This is a genomic window from Acidovorax sp. SUPP2539, from assembly GCF_030158975.1.
Classification (GTDB): domain Bacteria; phylum Pseudomonadota; class Gammaproteobacteria; order Burkholderiales; family Burkholderiaceae_C; genus Paracidovorax.
This window is the reverse complement of sequence record NZ_BQXJ01000012.1, coordinates 41,154-59,080: the sequence shown is the minus strand read 5'-3', so window position 1 is coordinate 59,080 and position 17,927 is coordinate 41,154. Positions and strand designations below refer to the sequence as shown.

General features: G+C 69.2%; 14 protein-coding genes. 11 read left to right on the top strand and 3 right to left on the bottom strand.

Going from position 1 to position 17,927, the window contains the following annotated elements; genetic code table 11:
• Positions 1-87 precede the first annotated feature (87 nt).
• On the top strand, positions 88-1,695 hold the full coding sequence (locus tag AVTE2539_RS25970; protein WP_284415183.1) for a methyl-accepting chemotaxis protein: 1,608 nt from the start codon (positions 88-90) through the stop codon (positions 1,693-1,695).
• Here the strand turns inward: AVTE2539_RS25970 and AVTE2539_RS25965 are convergent.
• Complete coding sequence (locus AVTE2539_RS25965) at positions 1,682-2,467, bottom strand: Crp/Fnr family transcriptional regulator (RefSeq protein ID WP_284415181.1); 786 nt, start codon at positions 2,465-2,467, stop codon at positions 1,682-1,684. The genes AVTE2539_RS25970 and AVTE2539_RS25965 overlap by 14 nt on opposite strands.
• 127 nt (positions 2,468-2,594) lie before the next feature.
• Here AVTE2539_RS25965 and AVTE2539_RS25960 point away from each other — a divergent pair, with 127 nt between their 5' ends.
• The gene (locus AVTE2539_RS25960; RefSeq protein ID WP_284415179.1) at positions 2,595-3,788 is read left to right on the top strand and encodes an ABC transporter substrate-binding protein; all 1,194 of its coding nucleotides are present in this window, start codon (positions 2,595-2,597) and stop codon (positions 3,786-3,788) included.
• A 160-nt stretch (positions 3,789-3,948) separates the two neighbouring features.
• Here AVTE2539_RS25960 and AVTE2539_RS25955 read toward each other — a convergent pair whose 3' ends face one another.
• Both AVTE2539_RS25955 and AVTE2539_RS25950 read right to left on the bottom strand, forming a co-directional pair.
• Positions 3,949-4,794 carry a general secretion pathway protein GspB gene (locus AVTE2539_RS25955; protein ID WP_284415176.1) on the bottom strand — a complete coding sequence of 282 codons (846 nt, stop codon included), beginning with the start codon at positions 4,792-4,794 and terminating at the stop codon, positions 3,949-3,951.
• Positions 4,795-4,867: 73 nt separating this feature from the next.
• Positions 4,868-6,553 (bottom strand): ExeA family protein, encoded by a 1,686-nt coding sequence (locus AVTE2539_RS25950; protein ID WP_284415174.1) that lies wholly within the window; start codon positions 6,551-6,553, stop codon positions 4,868-4,870.
• A 216-nt stretch (positions 6,554-6,769) separates the two neighbouring features.
• On the opposite strand from AVTE2539_RS25950, the gene AVTE2539_RS25945 reads away from it, so the two are divergent.
• From AVTE2539_RS25945 to AVTE2539_RS25905, 9 genes are all read left to right on the top strand, one after another.
• A complete protein-coding gene (locus AVTE2539_RS25945; RefSeq protein ID WP_284415171.1) occupies positions 6,770-8,716 on the top strand; it encodes an AMP-dependent synthetase/ligase in 1,947 nt (648 codons plus the stop codon).
• A gap of 23 nt (positions 8,717-8,739) precedes the next feature.
• On the top strand, positions 8,740-9,525 hold the full coding sequence (locus AVTE2539_RS25940; RefSeq protein WP_284401399.1) for an ABC transporter ATP-binding protein: 786 nt from the start codon (positions 8,740-8,742) through the stop codon (positions 9,523-9,525).
• 16 nt (positions 9,526-9,541) lie between these two features.
• Positions 9,542-10,471 carry a branched-chain amino acid ABC transporter permease gene (locus AVTE2539_RS25935; RefSeq protein ID WP_272567053.1) on the top strand — a complete coding sequence of 310 codons (930 nt, stop codon included), beginning with the start codon at positions 9,542-9,544 and terminating at the stop codon, positions 10,469-10,471.
• Between the two features lie 150 nt (positions 10,472-10,621).
• The gene (locus AVTE2539_RS25930; RefSeq protein WP_272567051.1) at positions 10,622-11,698 is read left to right on the top strand and encodes a branched-chain amino acid ABC transporter permease; all 1,077 of its coding nucleotides are present in this window, start codon (positions 10,622-10,624) and stop codon (positions 11,696-11,698) included.
• 53 nt (positions 11,699-11,751) lie between these two features.
• A complete protein-coding gene (locus AVTE2539_RS25925; protein ID WP_284415169.1) occupies positions 11,752-13,077 on the top strand; it encodes an ABC transporter substrate-binding protein in 1,326 nt (441 codons plus the stop codon).
• Between the two features lie 205 nt (positions 13,078-13,282).
• Entirely contained in the window at positions 13,283-14,092 is an 810-nt protein-coding gene (locus AVTE2539_RS25920) for an ABC transporter ATP-binding protein (RefSeq protein WP_272567047.1), read from the top strand.
• A gap of 107 nt (positions 14,093-14,199) precedes the next feature.
• On the top strand, positions 14,200-15,447 hold the full coding sequence (locus tag AVTE2539_RS25915) for a phenylacetate--CoA ligase family protein (protein WP_272567046.1): 1,248 nt from the start codon (positions 14,200-14,202) through the stop codon (positions 15,445-15,447).
• A 183-nt stretch (positions 15,448-15,630) separates the two neighbouring features.
• The gene (locus AVTE2539_RS25910) at positions 15,631-16,620 is read left to right on the top strand and encodes a tripartite tricarboxylate transporter substrate-binding protein (RefSeq protein ID WP_284401408.1); all 990 of its coding nucleotides are present in this window, start codon (positions 15,631-15,633) and stop codon (positions 16,618-16,620) included.
• Between the two features lie 217 nt (positions 16,621-16,837).
• Positions 16,838-17,896, top strand: coding sequence for a Bug family tripartite tricarboxylate transporter substrate binding protein (locus AVTE2539_RS25905; protein ID WP_502868988.1), 1,059 nt, complete (start codon positions 16,838-16,840; stop codon positions 17,894-17,896).
• The last annotated feature ends 31 nt before the right edge of the window (positions 17,897-17,927 follow it).

Genomic DNA, 17,927 nt, shown 5'->3' with positions numbered 1-17,927 from the left:
CCACTGCCCGGACGGCGCCGCACACCGATCACTGGCACTGCTTTTGCTGTGCATTTCGTTCAAAGGCCATCGGCCACGGAAAACACCATGCAGACCGCTTCGTTCTTCAAGACCCTCTCCATCTCCCGCCGTCTTTTCCTGGGGTTCGGCTGCATGCTGGCGCTGCTCATCGCGGTGGCCTTCGTGGCGCACGCCTCGCTGAACGAGGTCAACCAGCAGATGCAGCAGATGACCGGCGCCAGCGCCGCCAAGATGCGGCTGGTCAACAGCATGCTGGAGAACGTGAGCGCCATCGGCATCCAGGGGCGCTCGGCCGCCATGCTCGGCGAGGTCGATCCCAAGAGCGCGGACGAGCAGACCCGCCGCGTCGGCCAGGCACTACAGCGCTACGCGGCGCAGGAGACCGAGCTGGCCACGCTGCTCGACTCCGGCGCCACGCCAGCCGAACGCCAGCTGCAGACCGACATCCAGGCCCTGGCCCGCAAGACCCGCCCCGAGCTGGACACGGCGCTCAAGGCCATCTCCGACGGTGACACCGTGAGCGCCACGCTCTCGCTCATGACGCGCGTGGCCCCTGCCGAAGCCGCCTGGCGCGACAAGCTGGCCGAACTGGTGCAGCTGCAGAACACCCTCAACACCGAGGCCGCGGCCGGCGCGTCGCGCATGGAAAACCGGGCCCGCGCCATCGGCGGCGGGCTGGTCGCGCTGGCCATCGTGCTGGGCGCGCTGATCGCCTGGCGCACCACGGCCAGCATCACCCAGCCCATCGGACGGGCGGTGGTGGTGGCCGAACGCATCGCGCGCGGCGACCTCACCTCGCGCGTGGAAGTGCGCATCCAGGACGAAACCGGCCGGCTGCTGGACGCCATCGCCGCCATGCAGGAGCAGCTGCGCTCGCTGGTGGGCGGCATCGGCACCACGGCGGATTCGATCCTGCTGGCCAGCTCCGAAGTGGCCTCGGGCAACCTCGACCTGAGCCAGCGCACCGAGCAGACCTCGGGCAACCTGCAGCAGGCCGCATCGGCGCTGGAGGACCTGACGCACACCGTGCAGCAAAGCGCCGACGCCGCGCGCCAGGCCAACCAGATGACCGCCGCCGCCTCGCAGGTGGCCGAGCGCGGCGGCGAGGTCGTCTCGCAGGTGGTGCGCACCATGGACGTGATCAGCGCCAGCTCGCGCAAGATCGCGGACATCATCAGCGTGATCGACGGCATCGCCTTCCAGACCAACATCCTGGCCCTCAATGCCGCGGTCGAAGCCGCGCGCGCGGGGGAACAGGGCCGCGGCTTCGCGGTGGTGGCCGGCGAGGTGCGCGCGCTGGCGGGGCGCTCGGCCGACGCCGCGCGCGAGATCAAGGCGCTGATCCTGGCCAGCGCCAATCAGGTGCAGGAAGGCACCACGTTGGTGGGCCACGCGGGCGCCACCATCGGCGAACTGGTGCAGTCGGTGCAACAGGTCTCGGGCATCATGGCCGAGATCACCGCATCCGCCCGCGAGCAGAGCGACCGCATCGCCGAAGTGAGCCAGTCGGTGGGCGCGCTGGAGACCATGACGCAGCAGAACGCCGCGCTGGTGGAAGAAAGCAGCGCGGCCGCCGGCAGCCTCAAGGACCAGGCTGGCCGGCTCACGGACATGGTGGGCACCTTCCGCCTGACGCGCACCCCCGAATTGGCAGCGCCCGTCAGCCGCGCATGACCGCCTGGGCGTCCGGCGACCCCGGCGCCCGGATGGCGCGCCGCACGGGCGCTTCGGCCTGCGCGGCGAACACGCTCTCGCGCAGCGCGGGCAGGTCCAGCACCCGCAGCCCGCCGTATTCCACGCAGATCGCGCCCTGCGCCTGCAGCTCGGCCAGCGCCTCGTTCACGCGCTGGCGCGACAGCCCCACCAGGTACGCCAGCTCCTGCTGCGTGATGCGCAGCACCTCGCGCACGCCCGGGTAGAGCACCGGATTGAACAGCGCCGCCAGGCTGCGCGCCACGCGCACGTCGGGGTTGCCCAGCCGGTCGATCTCGCGCGCGGCGATGAACTGGCCCAGCCGCTCGTTGAGCTGGTTCATCACGAACCGGTTGAAGCCGATGGAGTGGTCCAGCAGCCAGTGGAAGGTGTCGATGGGCAGGCCCGCCACCACGCTCTTGCGCAGCGCCTGGATGTTGTAGCGGTAGGGCTCGCGCTTGACCGCCGTGCCCTCGCCGAACCACCCGCCCGGGGGCACGCCGGTGAAGGTCATCGTCTGGCCCTGGGCGTTGTCGGTGCTCATCTTGAGCAGCCCCTCCACCACGCCGAACCAGTAGGTCACCGGCCGGCCCACGCGGCACACGTAGTCGCCCACCTTCGCATCGCCCACCAGCAGCGCGGCCACGGCGCGCTCGCGCTCGGGCGCGGACAGCAGCGCCAGCCAGGGAATGCCGTCCAGCTCCACCTGGGACGGCAGGCGGCGGCGCTGGTGCAGCGAAAGGTCATCGTTCATGGACTGCGAGCATGGCGCAGGAAGGCCGCTGGGCGATTGCGGGAATACCACGACGCGGACTGTTGCCGGGACGACAAAGAATCGGCCCGCTCGCGCCGATGATCCGCCCAAAGGCCACGGAGACACCATGCCAGAACTATTCCAACAGGCCCCCTGCTTCGCCCCGTCCGCCACGCCGGCCTCGCCCGCCGCGCGCCGCCGCCTGCTCGCGGGGGCGGCCGCGCTGGCCCTGCCCTGGATCGGCGCCGCGCCGGCGCGCGCACAGGGCACGGCGCTGCGCATCGCGCAGTCCACCGCGCTCACCGGGCCGCTGGGCGACCTGGGCTCGGCCATGCACCAGGGCGCCAAGGCCGCCTTCGCCGCCATCAACGCCCAGGGCGGCGTGCAGGGCCAGGCGATCGAACTCACCACGCTGGACGACGGCTACGACATCCCCCGCGCGCTGGCCAACGTGGACAAATTCCTCGCCGACCGCGAGCAGTTCGCGCTCTTCAACTGCATGGGCACGCCCATGGTCGAGGCCATGCTGCCCAAGGTGTTGCCCTCGGGCATGCCGTTCTTCGCCCCGTTCACCGGCGCCACGCTCAGCCGCGTGAAGGGCGCGCGCAGCGTGTTCAACGTGCGCGCCACCTACGCCGAAGAGGCCGACAAGCTGGTCCAGCACTTCTCCACGCTGGGCATCCGGCGCATCGCCGTGGCCTACCAGAACAACGCCTTCGGCAAGGAGGTGTTCAACGCCGCCCGCGACGCCATGGCCCGGCTGAAGCTGGGCGAACCGCTGTCCGGCACCGTCGAAAGCGATGCGTCGAACGCCGGCGCCACGGCGCGCCAGGTGGCCGACGGCAACCCCGAGGCGGTGCTGATCGGCCTGGCCGGCAAGCCGGCGCTGGAGTTCGTGAAAGCCTTCCGGAGCCTTCGGCGCGGCACCGCGCTGTATGCCACGTCCGTGATGGGCACCTCGGCCGCCGTCAAGGCCCTGGGACCGGATGCCGTCGGGCTCACCATCTCGCAGGTCGTGCCGCTGCCCACCAATGTGGTGGTGCCGGTGGTGCGCGAATTCCAGGCCGCCTGGAAAGCCGTGGGCGCCACGGCCGAGCCCTCGCACCTGGCGCTGGAGGGCTACATCAACGCCCGCGTGTTCGCCCAGGCCCTGCAGCGCGCGGGCCGCAACCCGTCGCGCGCCGCCTTCGTGGACGCCACCTGGAGCCTCAAGAACTGGGACCTGGGCGGCTTCGAAGTGAACGCCACCGGCCCGGAACGCAGCGCCTCGCGCTTCGTCGAGCTGACCCTCGTGGGGCGGGACGGCCGGTTCATCCGCTGAGCCGCACAGCGGTCGCCGGCCCGCGATCATCAGAACGCGGTGGACGAATCATTTGCTATTAAATATATAGCAATACAGGCATGCAATCCGCCGGCATGGGCCTGTTTTGGCCTGTACCAGCGCATCCGCTGCGCCCTCGACTTCGCCCTTGGCTTCGCCTTCACTGCGACGGCACGGCGTAGCGGTAGCCCCGGAATGCCCACACCGTGCCGGACGGCTCGATCTTCTCCAGCACCACGCCCGGCGCGGCCTGGTCGCCCTCGTGCAGCACCTGCCCATTGACGATGGCCATGCGGTAGGCCGGGTTGGCCGAATAGGTGGCGCCGCTGAACTGCATGGCCGGCAATTGCTCGCGCACGGACGGCGGCAGATCGCGCTGCGCCACGACGGGCTGGGCCGAGGCCTGGGCGGGCGGCGCCACGGCGGGTGCAGCCGGAGCCTGGGCCGGCGGCAGCAGGCGCGCGGTGGCCGCTGCCGCGGCCGAAGCGCGCGACAGGGGGGCGGACGCTGCGCGCTCGGCGGCGCGTTCGGGCGCAGGGGCTGCCGGCACCGCCGGTGCAGGTGCCACTGCCGCCGAAGGCACGGCGACCGGGGCCACACGCTCCGGCCGCAGCGCCGGAGCAGGGGCTGGCGCCGGCAACGGGGCCACGCGGGTGCGGGCGGGTGCTTCGGCGGGTGCGGGGGCCGGCGCAGGCAAGGGCGCCGTCACCGCAGCGGCTGGGGCGGCCACCGGGCCTGCAGGGCTGGACGCGGGCGCGGCCGCCAGCCGCACCGGCTCGGACGGCACCGCCGTGCGGTGCGCGAACCACCAGGACGCACCCGCCGCCGCACCGGCGACGGCCACGCCGGCCGCCAGCACCGGCAACCACGGCAGGGCGCCAGTGCGCGCCGGTTCGGCCACAGACGGGGCGCCCGGCGCCGGCACGGCCGGCGTGTGCAGGCCTGGCACGGCGCCGCGGCCGCGTTCGGCTTCGGCGCGCCGCAGGGCGTCAAGGATGTAGGACATAGGATGGAAAAAAGTGCGTGGGGCGGTGCCCGCCGGGCGGGGACATCAAAGTGCGGAGAAGGCCTGGCATGGGCTAATTTGCAGTGCTCAGCCGCGGCTCGGCCACGCCCGCGGCGCGGTTGAGCAGCATCAGGGTCAGCGGTCCGGCGCGGCCATCGGGCACCAGGCCCTGCGCGACCTGGAAGCGCTGGATGCGGGCGCGGCGCTGCGCGGCTTCCGCCCGCGGGGCGCTGCGCGCGGCGGCGGCATCGGCCGCGGGCGGCAACTGGGCGTCCAGCCACGCCAGCGTGGCGGGCTGGTCGGCCAGATCGCTGCCGTCCTGCAGGCCCGGCGGCGCACGCCACAGCGTGGCGAACTCGCCGCGCCAGGCCTGCGCCAGATCGGCCAGGGGCACCTGCAGCGTGCGCCCCGCGCCCGACAGCGTGGCCACGGCGCCGTCCAGCCGGGACATCACGACGGCCACCGGGCGCTCGTCCGCCGTGAACAGCGTGATCACGCCCGGCCGGTCGAGCTGGCGCACGAGGCCCAGCGCCGTGCGGCGCTGGCGAAAGCAGCGCAGGCCCTGGGAAGCCAGGCCCGCGCAGGCATCGGCTCCGGGCGCGGACGGGGCGCCCCAGGCCGCGGCCAGCGCGCGCCAGGCGTCGTGCTCGCCCTCGGGCTGCAGGGCCAGGAAGCCTTGCAGCGCCGAAGAGGGCACGGTGGCCGCGGCCGAGGCGGCGGGCAGGGAGGCCGCGTGGGAGGCCACCGGTGGCACCACGGAGGACGCCGGCCCGGCCGCCACCACCGGCCCCGGGCCCGGGCCCGCCACCGCAGCGCCCGTGGGCGGCCACCAGCCCAGCGCCCAGCCCGCGCACGCGACGGCCGCCGCACCGGCGAGGGCGCCGGCCCCCGCCACCGCCCAGCGCGGCGCCCGCGCGGCGCCCGTGCGGGCGGCAGGCGCGGCATCGAACACCTCGCGCGCGGCCTGGTCCACGATGGCCTCGTTCACCTCGCGCACGCCGCCGGCATAGGCGCCGAGCAGCGCCCGGTCGCACAGCAGGTTGATGCGCCGGGGCACGCCGCGCGCCAGGGCATGCACGCGCTGCAGGGCGCGCGCCGTGAAAGGCAACGCGCCCTGCAGGCCCGCCACGGCCATGCGGTGGGCGATGTACTGGCGGGTTTCCTCGGCGCTCAGGGCATCGAGGTGAAAGCGCGCGATCACGCGCTGGGCCAGTTGCTCCAGCGACGGGCCGGCGATCATGCCGCGCAGCTCGGGCTGGCCGATCAGGATGATCTGCAACAGCTTGCGCTCGCTGGTTTCCAGGTTGGTGAGCAGGCGCAACTGCTCCAGCACATCGGCCGAGAGGTTCTGCGCCTCGTCGATGATGAGCACGTTGTTGCGGCCCGCCGCATGGGCCTGCAGCAGGAAGGCATTCAACGGGTCGATGCAGTCCTTGACCGTCTCGGAGCCCGGCACCGCCGGGGTGTGCGCCACGCCGAACTCGTCGCAGATGGAGCGCAGCAGCTCGCCCACCGTGAGCCGCGGATTGAAGATGTAGGCCACGTTGCAGTGCGCCGGGATCTGCTCCAGGAAGCACCGGCACACCGTGGTCTTGCCGGTGCCGATCTCGCCCGTCAGCAGCACGAAGCCGCCACCGGCGTCCAGGCCGTAGAGCAGGTGCGCCAGCGCCTCGCGGTGGCGGTCGCTCATGAACAGATAGCGCGGGTCGGGGGCGATGGAAAACGGCGCGTGCTCCAGGCCGAAAAACGGGGCGTACATGGCGGCAAGGATACCGCCCTGCCGTGGCGGTCCTGCAGCGGCGCCCTTTCCCCCTGGACCCGCCACGGGCAGGGTTACACCCGTCAGGAGTTTCCCGCAAATTGTCGTCGGCAAGACAAGAAGACGTCAAAGCGGTTCCTACCATCCGTTGCATCTCCCTTGCATGGCTGCGCACCCCGCCAGCAGCCTCGGCGGACACCACCGGTAGGAACAGGCATGACGACCACCTTCCCCCAACTGCTGCTGCGGCACGCCGCCGAACGGCCCACCGACGCGGCGCTGCGCGAAAAGGAATACGGCATCTGGCAGACCCACACCTGGTCGGGCCTGGCCGCCATGGTGGAGACGCTGTGCGCCGGCCTGCACCAGGCCGGGCTGCACGCGGGCGAGCACCTGGTGGTGGTGGGCGCCAACCGCCCGCGCCTGTATGCCACCATGCTCGCGGCGCAGTCGCTGGGTGCCATTCCCGTGCCGCTGTACCAGGATGCGGTGGCCGCCGAATGCATCTACCCCCTGAACAACGCCGAGGTGCGCTTTTGCGTGGTGGAAGACCAGGAGCAGGTGGACAAGCTGCTGGAGATCCGCGCGCAGTGCCCCGCCCTGTCGCACCTGTATTTCGACGATCCGCGCGGCCTGCGCAACTACAGCGAGCCGGGCCTGGCGTCGCTCGATGCCCTGGTCGAGGCCGGCACCGCCTTCGTGGCGCAGAACCCCGGCTGGTTCCGCGCGCAGGTCGACCGGGTGCAGCCCGGCGACGTGGCGGCCATGTTCTTCACCTCGGGCACCACGGGCAACCCCAAGGGCGTGGTGCACACGCACGCCACCTTGCTCGACCGCGCGCAGGCCGGCGCCGAGTTCGACCGCCTGACGTCGGCCGAGGAGGTGCTGGCCTACCTGCCGCCCGCGTGGATCGGGCAGAACATCTTCAGCTACTCGCAGTGGCTGGCCTGCGGCTACGTGGTGAACTGCCCCGAGTCGGCCGGCACCGTCTCCATCGACCTGAAGGAGGTCGGCCCCACCTACTACTTCGCCCCGCCGCGCATCTTCGAGGGCCTGCTCACCAGCGTGATGATCCGCATGGAAGACGCGGGCGCGCTCAAGCGCAAGATGTTCCACGCCTGCATGGCGGTGGCCCGCCGCGTGGGCCCGGCGCGCATGGACGGCCAGCCCGTGGGCCTGCTGGACCGCATCAAGTACGCGCTGGGCGACCTGCTGGTCTATGGGCCGCTGCGCAACAACCTGGGCTTTTCGCGCGTGCGGGTGGCCTACACGGCCGGCGAGGCCATCGGGCCGGACCTGTTCACCTTCTACCGCTCGATCGGCATCAACTTGAAGCAGCTGTACGGCTCCACCGAGACGGCGGTGTTCGTGTGCCTGCAGCCCGACAATCAGGCGCGCGCCGACACCGTGGGCGTGCCGATCCGCGGCGTGCAGATCCAGGTGGCCGACAACGGCGAGATCCTCGTCAAGTCCGCCGGCCTGCTCAAGGAGTACTACAAGAACCCCACCGCCACGGCCGAGGTGCTCACGGCCGATGGCTGGTATCGCACGAGCGATGCGGGCTTTCTCGATGCGCACGGCCACCTCAAGATCATCGACCGCGTGAAGGACGTGGGCCGCATCCAGGGCGGCGCCAACGACGGCGCCATGTTCGCGCCCAAGTACGTGGAGAACAAGCTCAAGTTCTTTCCGTACATCAAGGAGGCCGTGGCCCTGGGCGACCGGCGCGAGAAGGTGTGCGCCATGGTCAACATCGACTTCGACGCCGTGGGCAACTGGGCCGAGCGCCGCAACCTGCCCTACGCGGGCTACACCGACCTGGCGCAAAAGCCCGAGGTGTACGAGCTGATCCGCGACTGCGTGGAGAAGGTGAACGCCGACCTCGCGGGCGATGCGCTGCTGGCGGGCAGCCAGATCAGCCGCTTTCTCGTGCTGCACAAGGAACTGGATGCGGACGACGGCGAGCTCACGCGCACCAACAAGGTCCGCCGCGGCTTCATCGCCGACAAGTACGGCACGCTGGTGGAGGCGCTGTACGCCGGCCGCACCGAACAGTTCATCGAGACGCAGGTCAAGTTCGAGGACGGCCGCACGGGCAGCGTGAGCGCCACGCTCAAGCTCGACGACGCCCGGACCTTCGCCCCGACGAAGCAGGCCGCCTGACCGCAACGCCGCAAGACCCCACCATGACCACCAAGAAGATCGGCGACGTCATCCTCGACGTCCAGAACATCAGCCTGCGGTTCGGGGGCGTGAAAGCGCTCACCGACATCTCGTTCAACGTGCGCGAGCACGAGATCCGCGCCATCATCGGCCCCAACGGCGCGGGCAAGAGCTCGATGCTCAACTGCATCAACGGCGTCTACGCGCCGCAGGACGGCTCCATCACCTTCCGGGGCAAGACGTTCTCGCACATGAACTCGCGCCAGGTGGCCGAGATGGGCGTGGCGCGCACCTTCCAGAACCTGGCGCTGTTCAAGGGCATGAGCGTGATCGACAACATCATGTCGGGGCGCAACCTCAAGATCAAGAGCAACCTCTTCCTGCAGGCGCTGCGCATCGGCCCGGCCGAGCGCGAGGAGATGCGCCACCGCGCGTTCGTCGAACGCATCATCGATTTCCTGGAGATCCAGGCCTGGCGCAAGACGCCCGTGGGCCAGCTGCCCTACGGCCTGCAAAAGCGCGTGGACCTGGGCCGGGCCCTGGCGATGGAGCCGCAGGTGCTGCTGCTGGACGAACCCATGGCCGGCATGAACGTGGAGGAAAAGCAGGACATGTGCCGCTTCATCCTCGATGTGAACGACGAGTTCGGCACCACCATCGTGCTCATCGAGCACGACATGGGCGTGGTGATGGACATCTCCGACCGCGTGGTCGTGCTCGACTACGGCAAGAAGATCGGCGATGGCACGCCCGACGAAGTGCGCAGCAACGACGACGTGATCAGCGCCTATCTCGGCACCTCGCACTGACCGGAGAACACACACCATGGCTTTCTTTCTCGAAACCCTGATCGGCGGCCTGATGGCGGGCATGCTGTATTCGCTGGTGGCCCTGGGCTTCGTGCTGATCTACAAGGCCTCGGGCGTCTTCAACTTCGCGCAGGGCGCGATGGTGCTGTTCGCGGCGCTCGCGATGGCCCGGCTGTCCGAATGGATTCCCCAATGGACCGGCATCGACAGCCGGCTGCTGGCCGGCATCGCGGCCTTCGTCCTGGCCGGCGCGCTCATGTTCGTGGTGGCCTGGTGCATCGAGCGGCTGGTGCTGCGCCACCTGGTCAACCAGGAAGGCGCCACGCTGCTCATGGCCACGCTGGGCATCACCTACTTCCTCGAAGGCCTGGGCCAGACGATGTTCGGCAGCGACATCTACAAGATCGACATCGGCATGCCCAAGGAGCCGATCTTCGCCCTCGAGTCGATGTTCGAGGGCGGCGTGCTCATCAACAAGGAAGACGTGATCGCCGCCGCCATCGCCGCGGGGCTGGTGATCCTGCTGAGCATCTTCTTTCAGAAGACCTCCACCGGCCGCGCGCTGCGCGCCGTGGCCGACGACCACCAGGCGGCGCAGTCCATCGGCATCCCGCTCAACCGCATCTGGGTGATCGTGTGGTGTGTGGCGGGCGTGGTGGCGCTGGTGGCCGGAATGATCTGGGGCAGCAAGCTGGGCGTGCAGTTCTCGCTCACCACGGTGGCGCTGCGCGCGCTGCCGGTGGTGATCCTGGGCGGCCTCACCTCGGTGCCGGGCGCCATCATCGGCGGGCTGATCATCGGCGTGGGCGAGAAGCTCTCCGAGGTGTACCTGGGCCCGTTCGTGGGCGGCGGCATCGAGATCTGGTTCGCGTACGTGCTGGCGCTGGTCTTTCTCCTCTTCAGGCCCCAGGGCTTGTTCGGAGAAAAAATTATTGATCGCGTATGAAGTACGCGACCAATAATTTTTCGAAGGAGGCACAACGCGCACCGCACGTTGTCAGCGGGGCCGAAGGCGCCGCGTGGCACCGCAGGTGCGCCCCCGTGCAAAAGATCATCGATCGCGCCTGACCCATCACAAGAACACAGGAGACACGCCATGCTCTACCGCGAAAACGGCCAGTTCAAGACCAGCTACCGCGCCGACCAGCAGATCTTTCCCATCGCGCAGGACCGCATCGCCATGGTGGTGCTGCTGGCCGTGGCCTTCATCGCCGTGCCGATGCTGGCGAGCGACTATTTCTTCCGCGCCATCCTGATCCCGCTGGTCATCATGTCCATGGCCGCGCTGGGCGTGAACATCCTCGTGGGCTACTGCGGGCAGATCTCGCTGGGCTCGGGGGCCTTCATGGCCGTGGGCGCTTACGGGGCCTACAACTTCTTCGTGCGCGTGCCGGGCCTGCCGCTCATTCCGGCCATCGTGCTGGGCGGGCTGTGCGCCACGTTCTTCGGCATCCTCTTCGGCCTGCCCAGCCTGCGCGTGAAGGGCCTGTACCTGGCGGTGGCCACGCTGGCGGCGCAGTTCTTCAGCGACTGGATGTTCCTGCGCATCAAGTGGTTCACCAACAACTCCGACTCGGGCTCGGTGTCGGTCAACGGACTGCAGGTGTTCGGTATGCCCATCGAGAGCGCGCAGTCCAAGTACCTCTTTTGCCTCGCCCTGCTCGTGGTGGTGGCGCTGCTGGCCAAGAACCTGGTGCGCGGCGCGGTGGGCCGCGAGTGGATGGCCATCCGCGACATGGACGTGGCCGCCGCGGTGATCGGCATCCGCCCCATGTACGCCAAGCTCAGCGCCTTCGCCGTCAGCTCGTTCATCGTGGGCATGGCCGGCGCGCTGTGGGCCTTCGTGCACCTGGGCGCGTGGGAGCCTGCGGCGTTCTCGGTGGAGGTGTCGTTCCGGCTGCTGTTCATGGTGATCATCGGCGGGCTGGGCTCGATCATGGGCGGCTTCTTCGGCGCGGCCTTCATCGTGGTGCTGCCCATCGTGCTCAACCAGTTCCTGCCCGCGCTGATGGGCCTGTTCGGCATCCACATCTCCACGGCCGGCGTGTCGCACGCCGAGCTGATGATCTTCGGCGCGCTCATCGTGTGGTTCCTCATCGTCGAGCCGCACGGCCTGGCCAAGCTGTGGTCCACGGCCAAGCAAAAGCTGCGCCTGTGGCCCTTCCCACACTGATCCACCCGGTTCCCCCCCGCGCTTCAATCCATTCAATTTCCAAGGAGAGACAAATGAAGCTTTCGAAACTCGTGATCGCCGCCCTCGTGGCGGCAGGCAGTGTTTCCGTGGAGACCAGCGCCGTCGCGCAGGCCAAGGAGCAGTTCTTTCCGCTGCTGTCGTACCGCACGGGGCCGTATGCGCCCAACGGCGTGCCGTGGGCCAACGGCAAGCAGGACTACATCAAGATGATCAACGCGCGCGACGGCGGCGTGAACGGCGTCAAGCTCACGTTCGAGGAATGCGAGACCGGCTACGCCACCGACCGCGGCGTGGAGTGCTACGAGCGCCTGAAGGGCCGCCCCGGCGTGGCGCTGTTCGATCCGCAGGCCACCGGCATCACCTTCGCGCTGACCGAAAAAGCCCCGGTGGACAAGATCCCGCTGATGACGCTGGGCTACGGCCTGTCGGTCGCGCAGGACGGCATGGCCTTCAAGTGGAACTTCCCCTTCATGGGCAGCTACTGGACGGGCGCCGACATCCTGATCCAGCACATCGGCAAGCAGGCCGGCGGGCTGGACAAGCTCAAGGGCAAGAAGATCGCGCTGGTCTACCACGACAGCCCGTTCGGCAAGGAGCCCATTCCCGTGCTGCAGGAGCGCGCCAGGATGCACGGCTTCGAGCTGCAGATGCTGCCGGTGACCGCCCCCGGCGTGGAGCAGAAGGCCACCTGGCTGCAGGTGCGCCAGAGCCGCCCCGACTACGTGCTGCTGTGGGGCTGGGGCGTGATGAACTCCACCGCCCTGAAGGAAGCGCAGGCCACGGGCTTCCCGCGCGACAAGCTCTATGGCGTGTGGTGGGCCGGCGCCGAGCCGGATGTGCGCGACGTGGGCGAAGGCGCCAAGGGCTACCACGCGCTGGCGCTGAACGGCTATGGCACGCAGTCCAAGGTGATCCAGGACATCCTGAAGAACGTGCACGACAAGGGCCAGGGCACGGGGCCGAAGGACGAGGTGGGATCGGTGCTGTACACGCGCGGCGTGATCATCCAGATGCTGGCCGTCGAGGCCGTGCGCCGCGCGCAGGAACGCTTCGGCAAGGGCAAGGTCATGACCGGCGAGCAGGTGCGCTGGGGCATGGAGAACCTCGCGCTCGATCAGAAGAAGCTCGACGCGCTGGGCTTCAACGGGATCATGCGGCCGCTGTCCACGAGCTGCTCCGACCACATGGGCTCCACCTGGTCGCGCGTGCACACCTGGGACGGCAAGAAGTGGGACTTCTCCTCCGACTGGTACCAGGCCGACGAGCAGATCCTGAAGCCCATGATCAAGGCCGGCTCCGACAAGTACCTGGCCGACAAGAAGATGACGCGGCGGGATGCGGCCGACTGCCAGAGCTAAGGACAACCCCCTGAGCCGCTGCGCGGCTTCCCCCTTCTCTGGCTTCGCTGTGCGAAGCGGAAGGGGGACGACGCCAGCGCCGCGGGCGGCCCTTGCGCGGCGTCTGCTGGCGTGGGGCGCGCCGGTTTTTTGAGGCTGTGTTCACAGCCGCCAATCGAAAGCGTTGCACCGCAGCGCTTTCGATTGGCACAGCGAAGGCAACACCATGGAACCCAGAAACATCGTCCTGAACGTCAACGGCATCGAGGTCATCTACAACCACGTGATCCTCGTGCTCAAGGGCGTCTCGCTGCAGGTGCCCGAAGGCGGCATCGTCGCCATCCTGGGTGGCAACGGCGCGGGCAAGACCACCACGCTGCGCGCCATCTCCAACCTGCTGCAGGGCGAGCGCGGCGCGGTCACCAAGGGCAGCATCGAGCTGCGGGGCGAGCGCATCGAGAACCTCTCGCCCGCCGACCTCGTGCAGCGCGGCGTGGTGCAGGTGATGGAGGGGCGCCACTGCTTCGCCCACCTCACCATCGAAGAGAACCTGATGACGGGCTCGTACACCCGCACCAGCCGCGCCGAGATCGCGGCCAACCTGGAGAAGGTGTACGCGTACTTCCCGCGCCTGAAGACCCGCCGCACCTCGCAGGCCGCCTACACCTCGGGCGGCGAGCAGCAGATGTGCGCCATCGGCCGCGCGCTCATGGCCAACCCCAGCATGGTGCTGCTCGATGAGCCCTCGATGGGCCTGGCGCCGCAGATCGTGGAGGAGGTCTTCAACATCGTGAAGGACCTCAACACCAAGGAAAAGGTGACCTTCCTGCTGGCCGAGCAGAACACCAACATGGCGCTCAAATACTCGGACTACGGCTACATCATGGAAAGCGGCCGCGTGGTGATGGACGGCGCGGCGAGCGACCTGGCCAACAACGAGGACGTGAAGGAGTTCTACCTGGGTGTCGGCGGCGGCGAGCGCAAGAGCTTCAAGGACGTCAAGAGCTACAAGCGCCGCAAGCGCTGGCTGGCCTAGGTCCACCGCGAATCCGGCGCGCCGCGACCGCGCGGCGCAGTCCAGCCCACCATTTGCCTGTCTCCCATCCCCAGCACGCCCAGAACGTGCACCCCGGAGGTATATCCATGAGCGTTTTCTACGACGACCTCGAAACCCGCCCGCCCGAAGCCCGCGAAAGCGCATTGATGGCCGCGCTGCCCGCGCAGGTGGCGCATGCGCAGCGGGCCTCGCCCGCGTTCGCCGGCATCCTGCAGGGCATCGACCCGGCGGGCATCGCCACGCGCCAGGCGCTGGCCACCTTGCCGGTCACGCGCAAGCACGAGCTGCTCGCGCGCCAGCAGGCCGGCCGTGCCACCAACGTGTTCGGCGGATTCAGCGCGCTGTCGTTCGGCGCCGCCATGCCGCGCGTGTTCGCCAGCCCCGGCACGCTGTACGAACCGGAGGGCACGCGGCGCGACTACTGGCGCATGGCGCGCGCCATCCACGCCGCCGGCTTTCGGCCCGGCGAGCTGATCCACAACAGCTTCAGCTACCACTTCGTGCCCGCCGGCTCGATGATGGAGACCGGCGCCCATGCGCTGGGCTGCTCCGTGTTCCCGGGCGGCACGGGCCAGACCGAGCAGCAGGTGCAGGCCATGGCCGAACTGAAACCCGCGGGCTACATCGGCACGCCGAGCTTTCTCAAGATCCTGCTGGACAAGGCGGCCGAGCTGGGCACGCCGCTGCCCAGCGTGGGCAAGGCCCTGGTCTCGGGCGAGGCGTTTCCGCCCTCGCTGCGCGACTGGCTGGCCGGGCGCGGCGTGGCCGGCTACCAGTGCTATGCCACGGCCGACCTGGGCCTGATCGCTTACGAAACCACCGCGCGCGAAGGCCTGGTGCTGGACGAGGGCGTGATCGTGGAGATCGTGCGGCCCGGCACCGGCGACCCGGTGCCCGAAGGCGAGGTGGGCGAACTGGTGGTGACCACGCTCAACCCCGACTACCCGCTGATCCGCTTCGGCACGGGTGACCTCTCGGCCGTGCTGCCCGGCACCTGCCCCACCGGCCGCACCAACACCCGCATCCAGGGCTGGATGGGCCGGGCCGATCAGACCACCAAGGTGCGCGGCATGTTCGTACACCCCGGCCAGGTGGCCGACATCGTGCGGCGCTTTCCGCAGGTGCTGCGCGCGCGCCTGGTGGTGAGCGGCGAGATGGCCAGCGACCAGATGCTGCTGCGCGTGGAAACCACCGAGACCGCCGCCGGCCTGGCCGTGCAATTGGCCGAGGCGATGCGCGAGCAGACCAAGCTGCGCGGCGAGGTCGAGATGGTGGCCCCCGGCACGCTGCCCAACGACGGCCGTGTGATCGAGGACGCACGCAGCTATCGATGAGCCCGGCAGCCGCCCACTGCATCGCCGCACCCGCCGCTCCCATATTAATAGCTTAAAAACCAATACAGACAAGCGCTGCAGGCCTATAAATCTTTAAACCCCTACACGTTACTGCTAAGTAATTACCTTGATGGCGGTGTAAAAACCGGTGGCTATCATGGCGCGTCTTTTCAAAGGAACCTCATGAAAACTACATTCAAGACCGCACTGGTGGCCGTTGCCGTGGCCGCCGCTTTCGGCGCGCAGGCGCAGGGTTTTCCCTCCAAGGACAAGACGGTCACGATCGTCGTTCCTTTCGCCGCCGGCGGCCCGACCGACCGCGTGGCACGCGATCTGGCGGAGGCCATGCGCAAGCCGCTGGGTGGGGTGAGCGTGGTGATCGACAACGCCGCGGGCGCAGGCAGCAGCATCGGCACCGCCAAGGTGGCGCGCGCCAGTGCCGACGGCTATACCCTGCTGCTCAACCACATCGCCATGGCCACCATGCCGGCGCTGTACCGCAAGCTGCCGTTCAGCGTGCCCAACGACTTTGAATACCTGGGCGTCGTGAACGACGTGCCCATGACGCTCATCGCCCGCCCCACGCTGCCCGCCAACAACTACAAGGAACTGGCCACCTGGATCGAGCAGAACAAGGGCAAGATCAACCTGGGCCATGCGGGCCTGGGCGCCGCGTCCCACCTGTGCGGCCTGCTGTACCAGAGCGCGATCAAGGTCGAGATGACCCCCGTGCCCTACAAGGGCACGGCACCCGCCATCACCGACCTGATCGGTGGCCAGATCGACCTGCTGTGCGACCAGACCACCAACACCACCTCGCAGATCGAGGCCAAGAAGGTCAAGGCCTACGCGGTCACCACGCCCAAGCGCCTCACCACGCCATCCCTCAAGGACCTGCCCACGCTGGCCGAATCCGGCGTCAAGGACTTCCAGGTCACGATCTGGCACGGCCTGTACGCGCCCAAGGGCACGCCCGCCGACGTGCTCAAGAAGCTCAACGACGCCCTGAAGGCCGCGCTGAAAGACCCCGACTTCATCAAGAAGCAGGAAGGCCTGGGCGCCGTGGTGGCGGCCGACCAGCGCGTCGAACCCGCCGAGCACAAGAAGTTCGTGCAGGCCGAGATCGACAAGTGGGGCCCCATCATCAAGGCCGCCGGCACCTACGCCGACTGATCCAACGGACCGGCTGACCGACCGGGTACTGCGCCACACGCAGCGCCCGCGCATCGCCTCCGACCGCCCCTGGCCTTGCGCCCCGGGCGGTTTTTTCTTGGGGCGCTCATTTGCGAGGCGTGGAACGCGCTCCGGCCTACGGGTCATCCCTCTGCCCGGCCCGCGCAGCGGGGCCTACAACGAGGGATTGACCAGCCAGCCCCAAGGACCGATCCCCATGCGCTTTTCCGCCACCCCGTCCAAGACCCTTCGCCAGCCCTTTGCCACGCCGCGCCGCCGTGCGCTGGCGCTCGCCTCCCTGCTGCTGGCCGCCGGCCTTTGGAATGCCATGCCCGGCGCCCATGCCCAGTCCGGCGCGTGGCCCACCAAGCCGGTGCGCATCGTCGTGCCGTTCGCCCCCGGCGGCACCACCGACATCCTGGCGCGCGCCGTGGCGCCCGAGCTGGGCCGCGCCTTCGGCCAGCAGTTCATCGTGGACAACCGCGGGGGCGCTGGCGGCAACATCGGCGCCGAAGTGGTCGCCAAGTCGCCGGCCGACGGCTACACGCTGCTGATGGGCACGGTCGGCACGCACGGCATCAACCGCGCGCTGTACAGCAAGCTGCCGTACGACCCCATCAAGGACTTCGTGCCCATCACCCTGGTGGCGGCCGTGCCCAACGTGATGGAGATCAACGCCGACAAGGCGCGCACGCTGGGCATCCAGTCGGTGCCCGACTTCATCCGCTACGCCAAGGCCCACCCCGGCCAGCTGAACATGGCATCGAGCGGCAATGGCACCTCGATCCACCTGGCCGGAGAACTCTTCAAGAGCATGACCGGCACCTACATGCTGCACATGCCCTACCGCGGCTCCGGCCCCGCGCTGCTGGACCTGGTGGGCGGCAACATGGACGTGATGTTCGACAACCTGCCGTCTTCCATGGCGCAGATCAAGGCCGGCAAGCTCAAGGCCCTGGCCGTGACCAGCGCCCACCGCTCGCCCGCCCTGCCCGATGTACCCACGGTCGAAGAGGTCGGCGGCCCGGATCTCAAGGGCTACGAGGCCAGCTCGTGGTTCGGCCTGCTCGCCCCCGCCGGGACCCCGCCCGAGATCGTGGCCCGCATCCAGCAGGAAACCGCCAAGGCCCTGGCCACCCCGGCCGTCAAGGAGCGCCTGCTGGCGCAGGGCGCGATCCCCGGCGGCAACTCGCCGGCCGACTTCGCCAAACACATCGACAGCGAACACCGCAAGTGGGCGCAGGTGGTGAAGGCGTCGGGCGCAAAGGTGGATTGAGCCGCGGTGGCGCGGCCGCACGCCTCCCGTT

Excerpts from the sequence above, each read along its gene's own strand:
- AVTE2539_RS25920 (WP_272567047.1), top strand. The coding sequence starts at position 13,283 with ATGGAACCCAGAAACATCGTCCTGAACGTCAACGGCATCGAGGTCATC.
- AVTE2539_RS25945 (WP_284415171.1), top strand. The coding sequence starts at position 6,770 with ATGACGACCACCTTCCCCCAACTGCTGCTGCGGCACGCCGCCGAACGG.
- AVTE2539_RS25960 (WP_284415179.1), top strand. The coding sequence starts at position 2,595 with ATGCCAGAACTATTCCAACAGGCCCCCTGCTTCGCCCCGTCCGCCACG.
- AVTE2539_RS25905 (WP_502868988.1), top strand. The coding sequence starts at position 16,838 with ATGCGCTTTTCCGCCACCCCGTCCAAGACCCTTCGCCAGCCCTTTGCC.
- AVTE2539_RS25910 (WP_284401408.1), top strand. The coding sequence starts at position 15,631 with ATGAAAACTACATTCAAGACCGCACTGGTGGCCGTTGCCGTGGCCGCC.
- AVTE2539_RS25940 (WP_284401399.1), top strand. The coding sequence starts at position 8,740 with ATGACCACCAAGAAGATCGGCGACGTCATCCTCGACGTCCAGAACATC.
- AVTE2539_RS25950 (WP_284415174.1), bottom strand. The coding sequence starts at position 6,553 with ATGTACGCCCCGTTTTTCGGCCTGGAGCACGCGCCGTTTTCCATCGCC.
- AVTE2539_RS25965 (WP_284415181.1), bottom strand. The coding sequence starts at position 2,467 with ATGAACGATGACCTTTCGCTGCACCAGCGCCGCCGCCTGCCGTCCCAG.
- AVTE2539_RS25930 (WP_272567051.1), top strand. The coding sequence starts at position 10,622 with ATGCTCTACCGCGAAAACGGCCAGTTCAAGACCAGCTACCGCGCCGAC.
- AVTE2539_RS25970 (WP_284415183.1), top strand. The coding sequence starts at position 88 with ATGCAGACCGCTTCGTTCTTCAAGACCCTCTCCATCTCCCGCCGTCTT.
- AVTE2539_RS25935 (WP_272567053.1), top strand. The coding sequence starts at position 9,542 with ATGGCTTTCTTTCTCGAAACCCTGATCGGCGGCCTGATGGCGGGCATG.
- AVTE2539_RS25955 (WP_284415176.1), bottom strand. The coding sequence starts at position 4,794 with ATGTCCTACATCCTTGACGCCCTGCGGCGCGCCGAAGCCGAACGCGGC.
- AVTE2539_RS25925 (WP_284415169.1), top strand. The coding sequence starts at position 11,752 with ATGAAGCTTTCGAAACTCGTGATCGCCGCCCTCGTGGCGGCAGGCAGT.
- AVTE2539_RS25915 (WP_272567046.1), top strand. The coding sequence starts at position 14,200 with ATGAGCGTTTTCTACGACGACCTCGAAACCCGCCCGCCCGAAGCCCGC.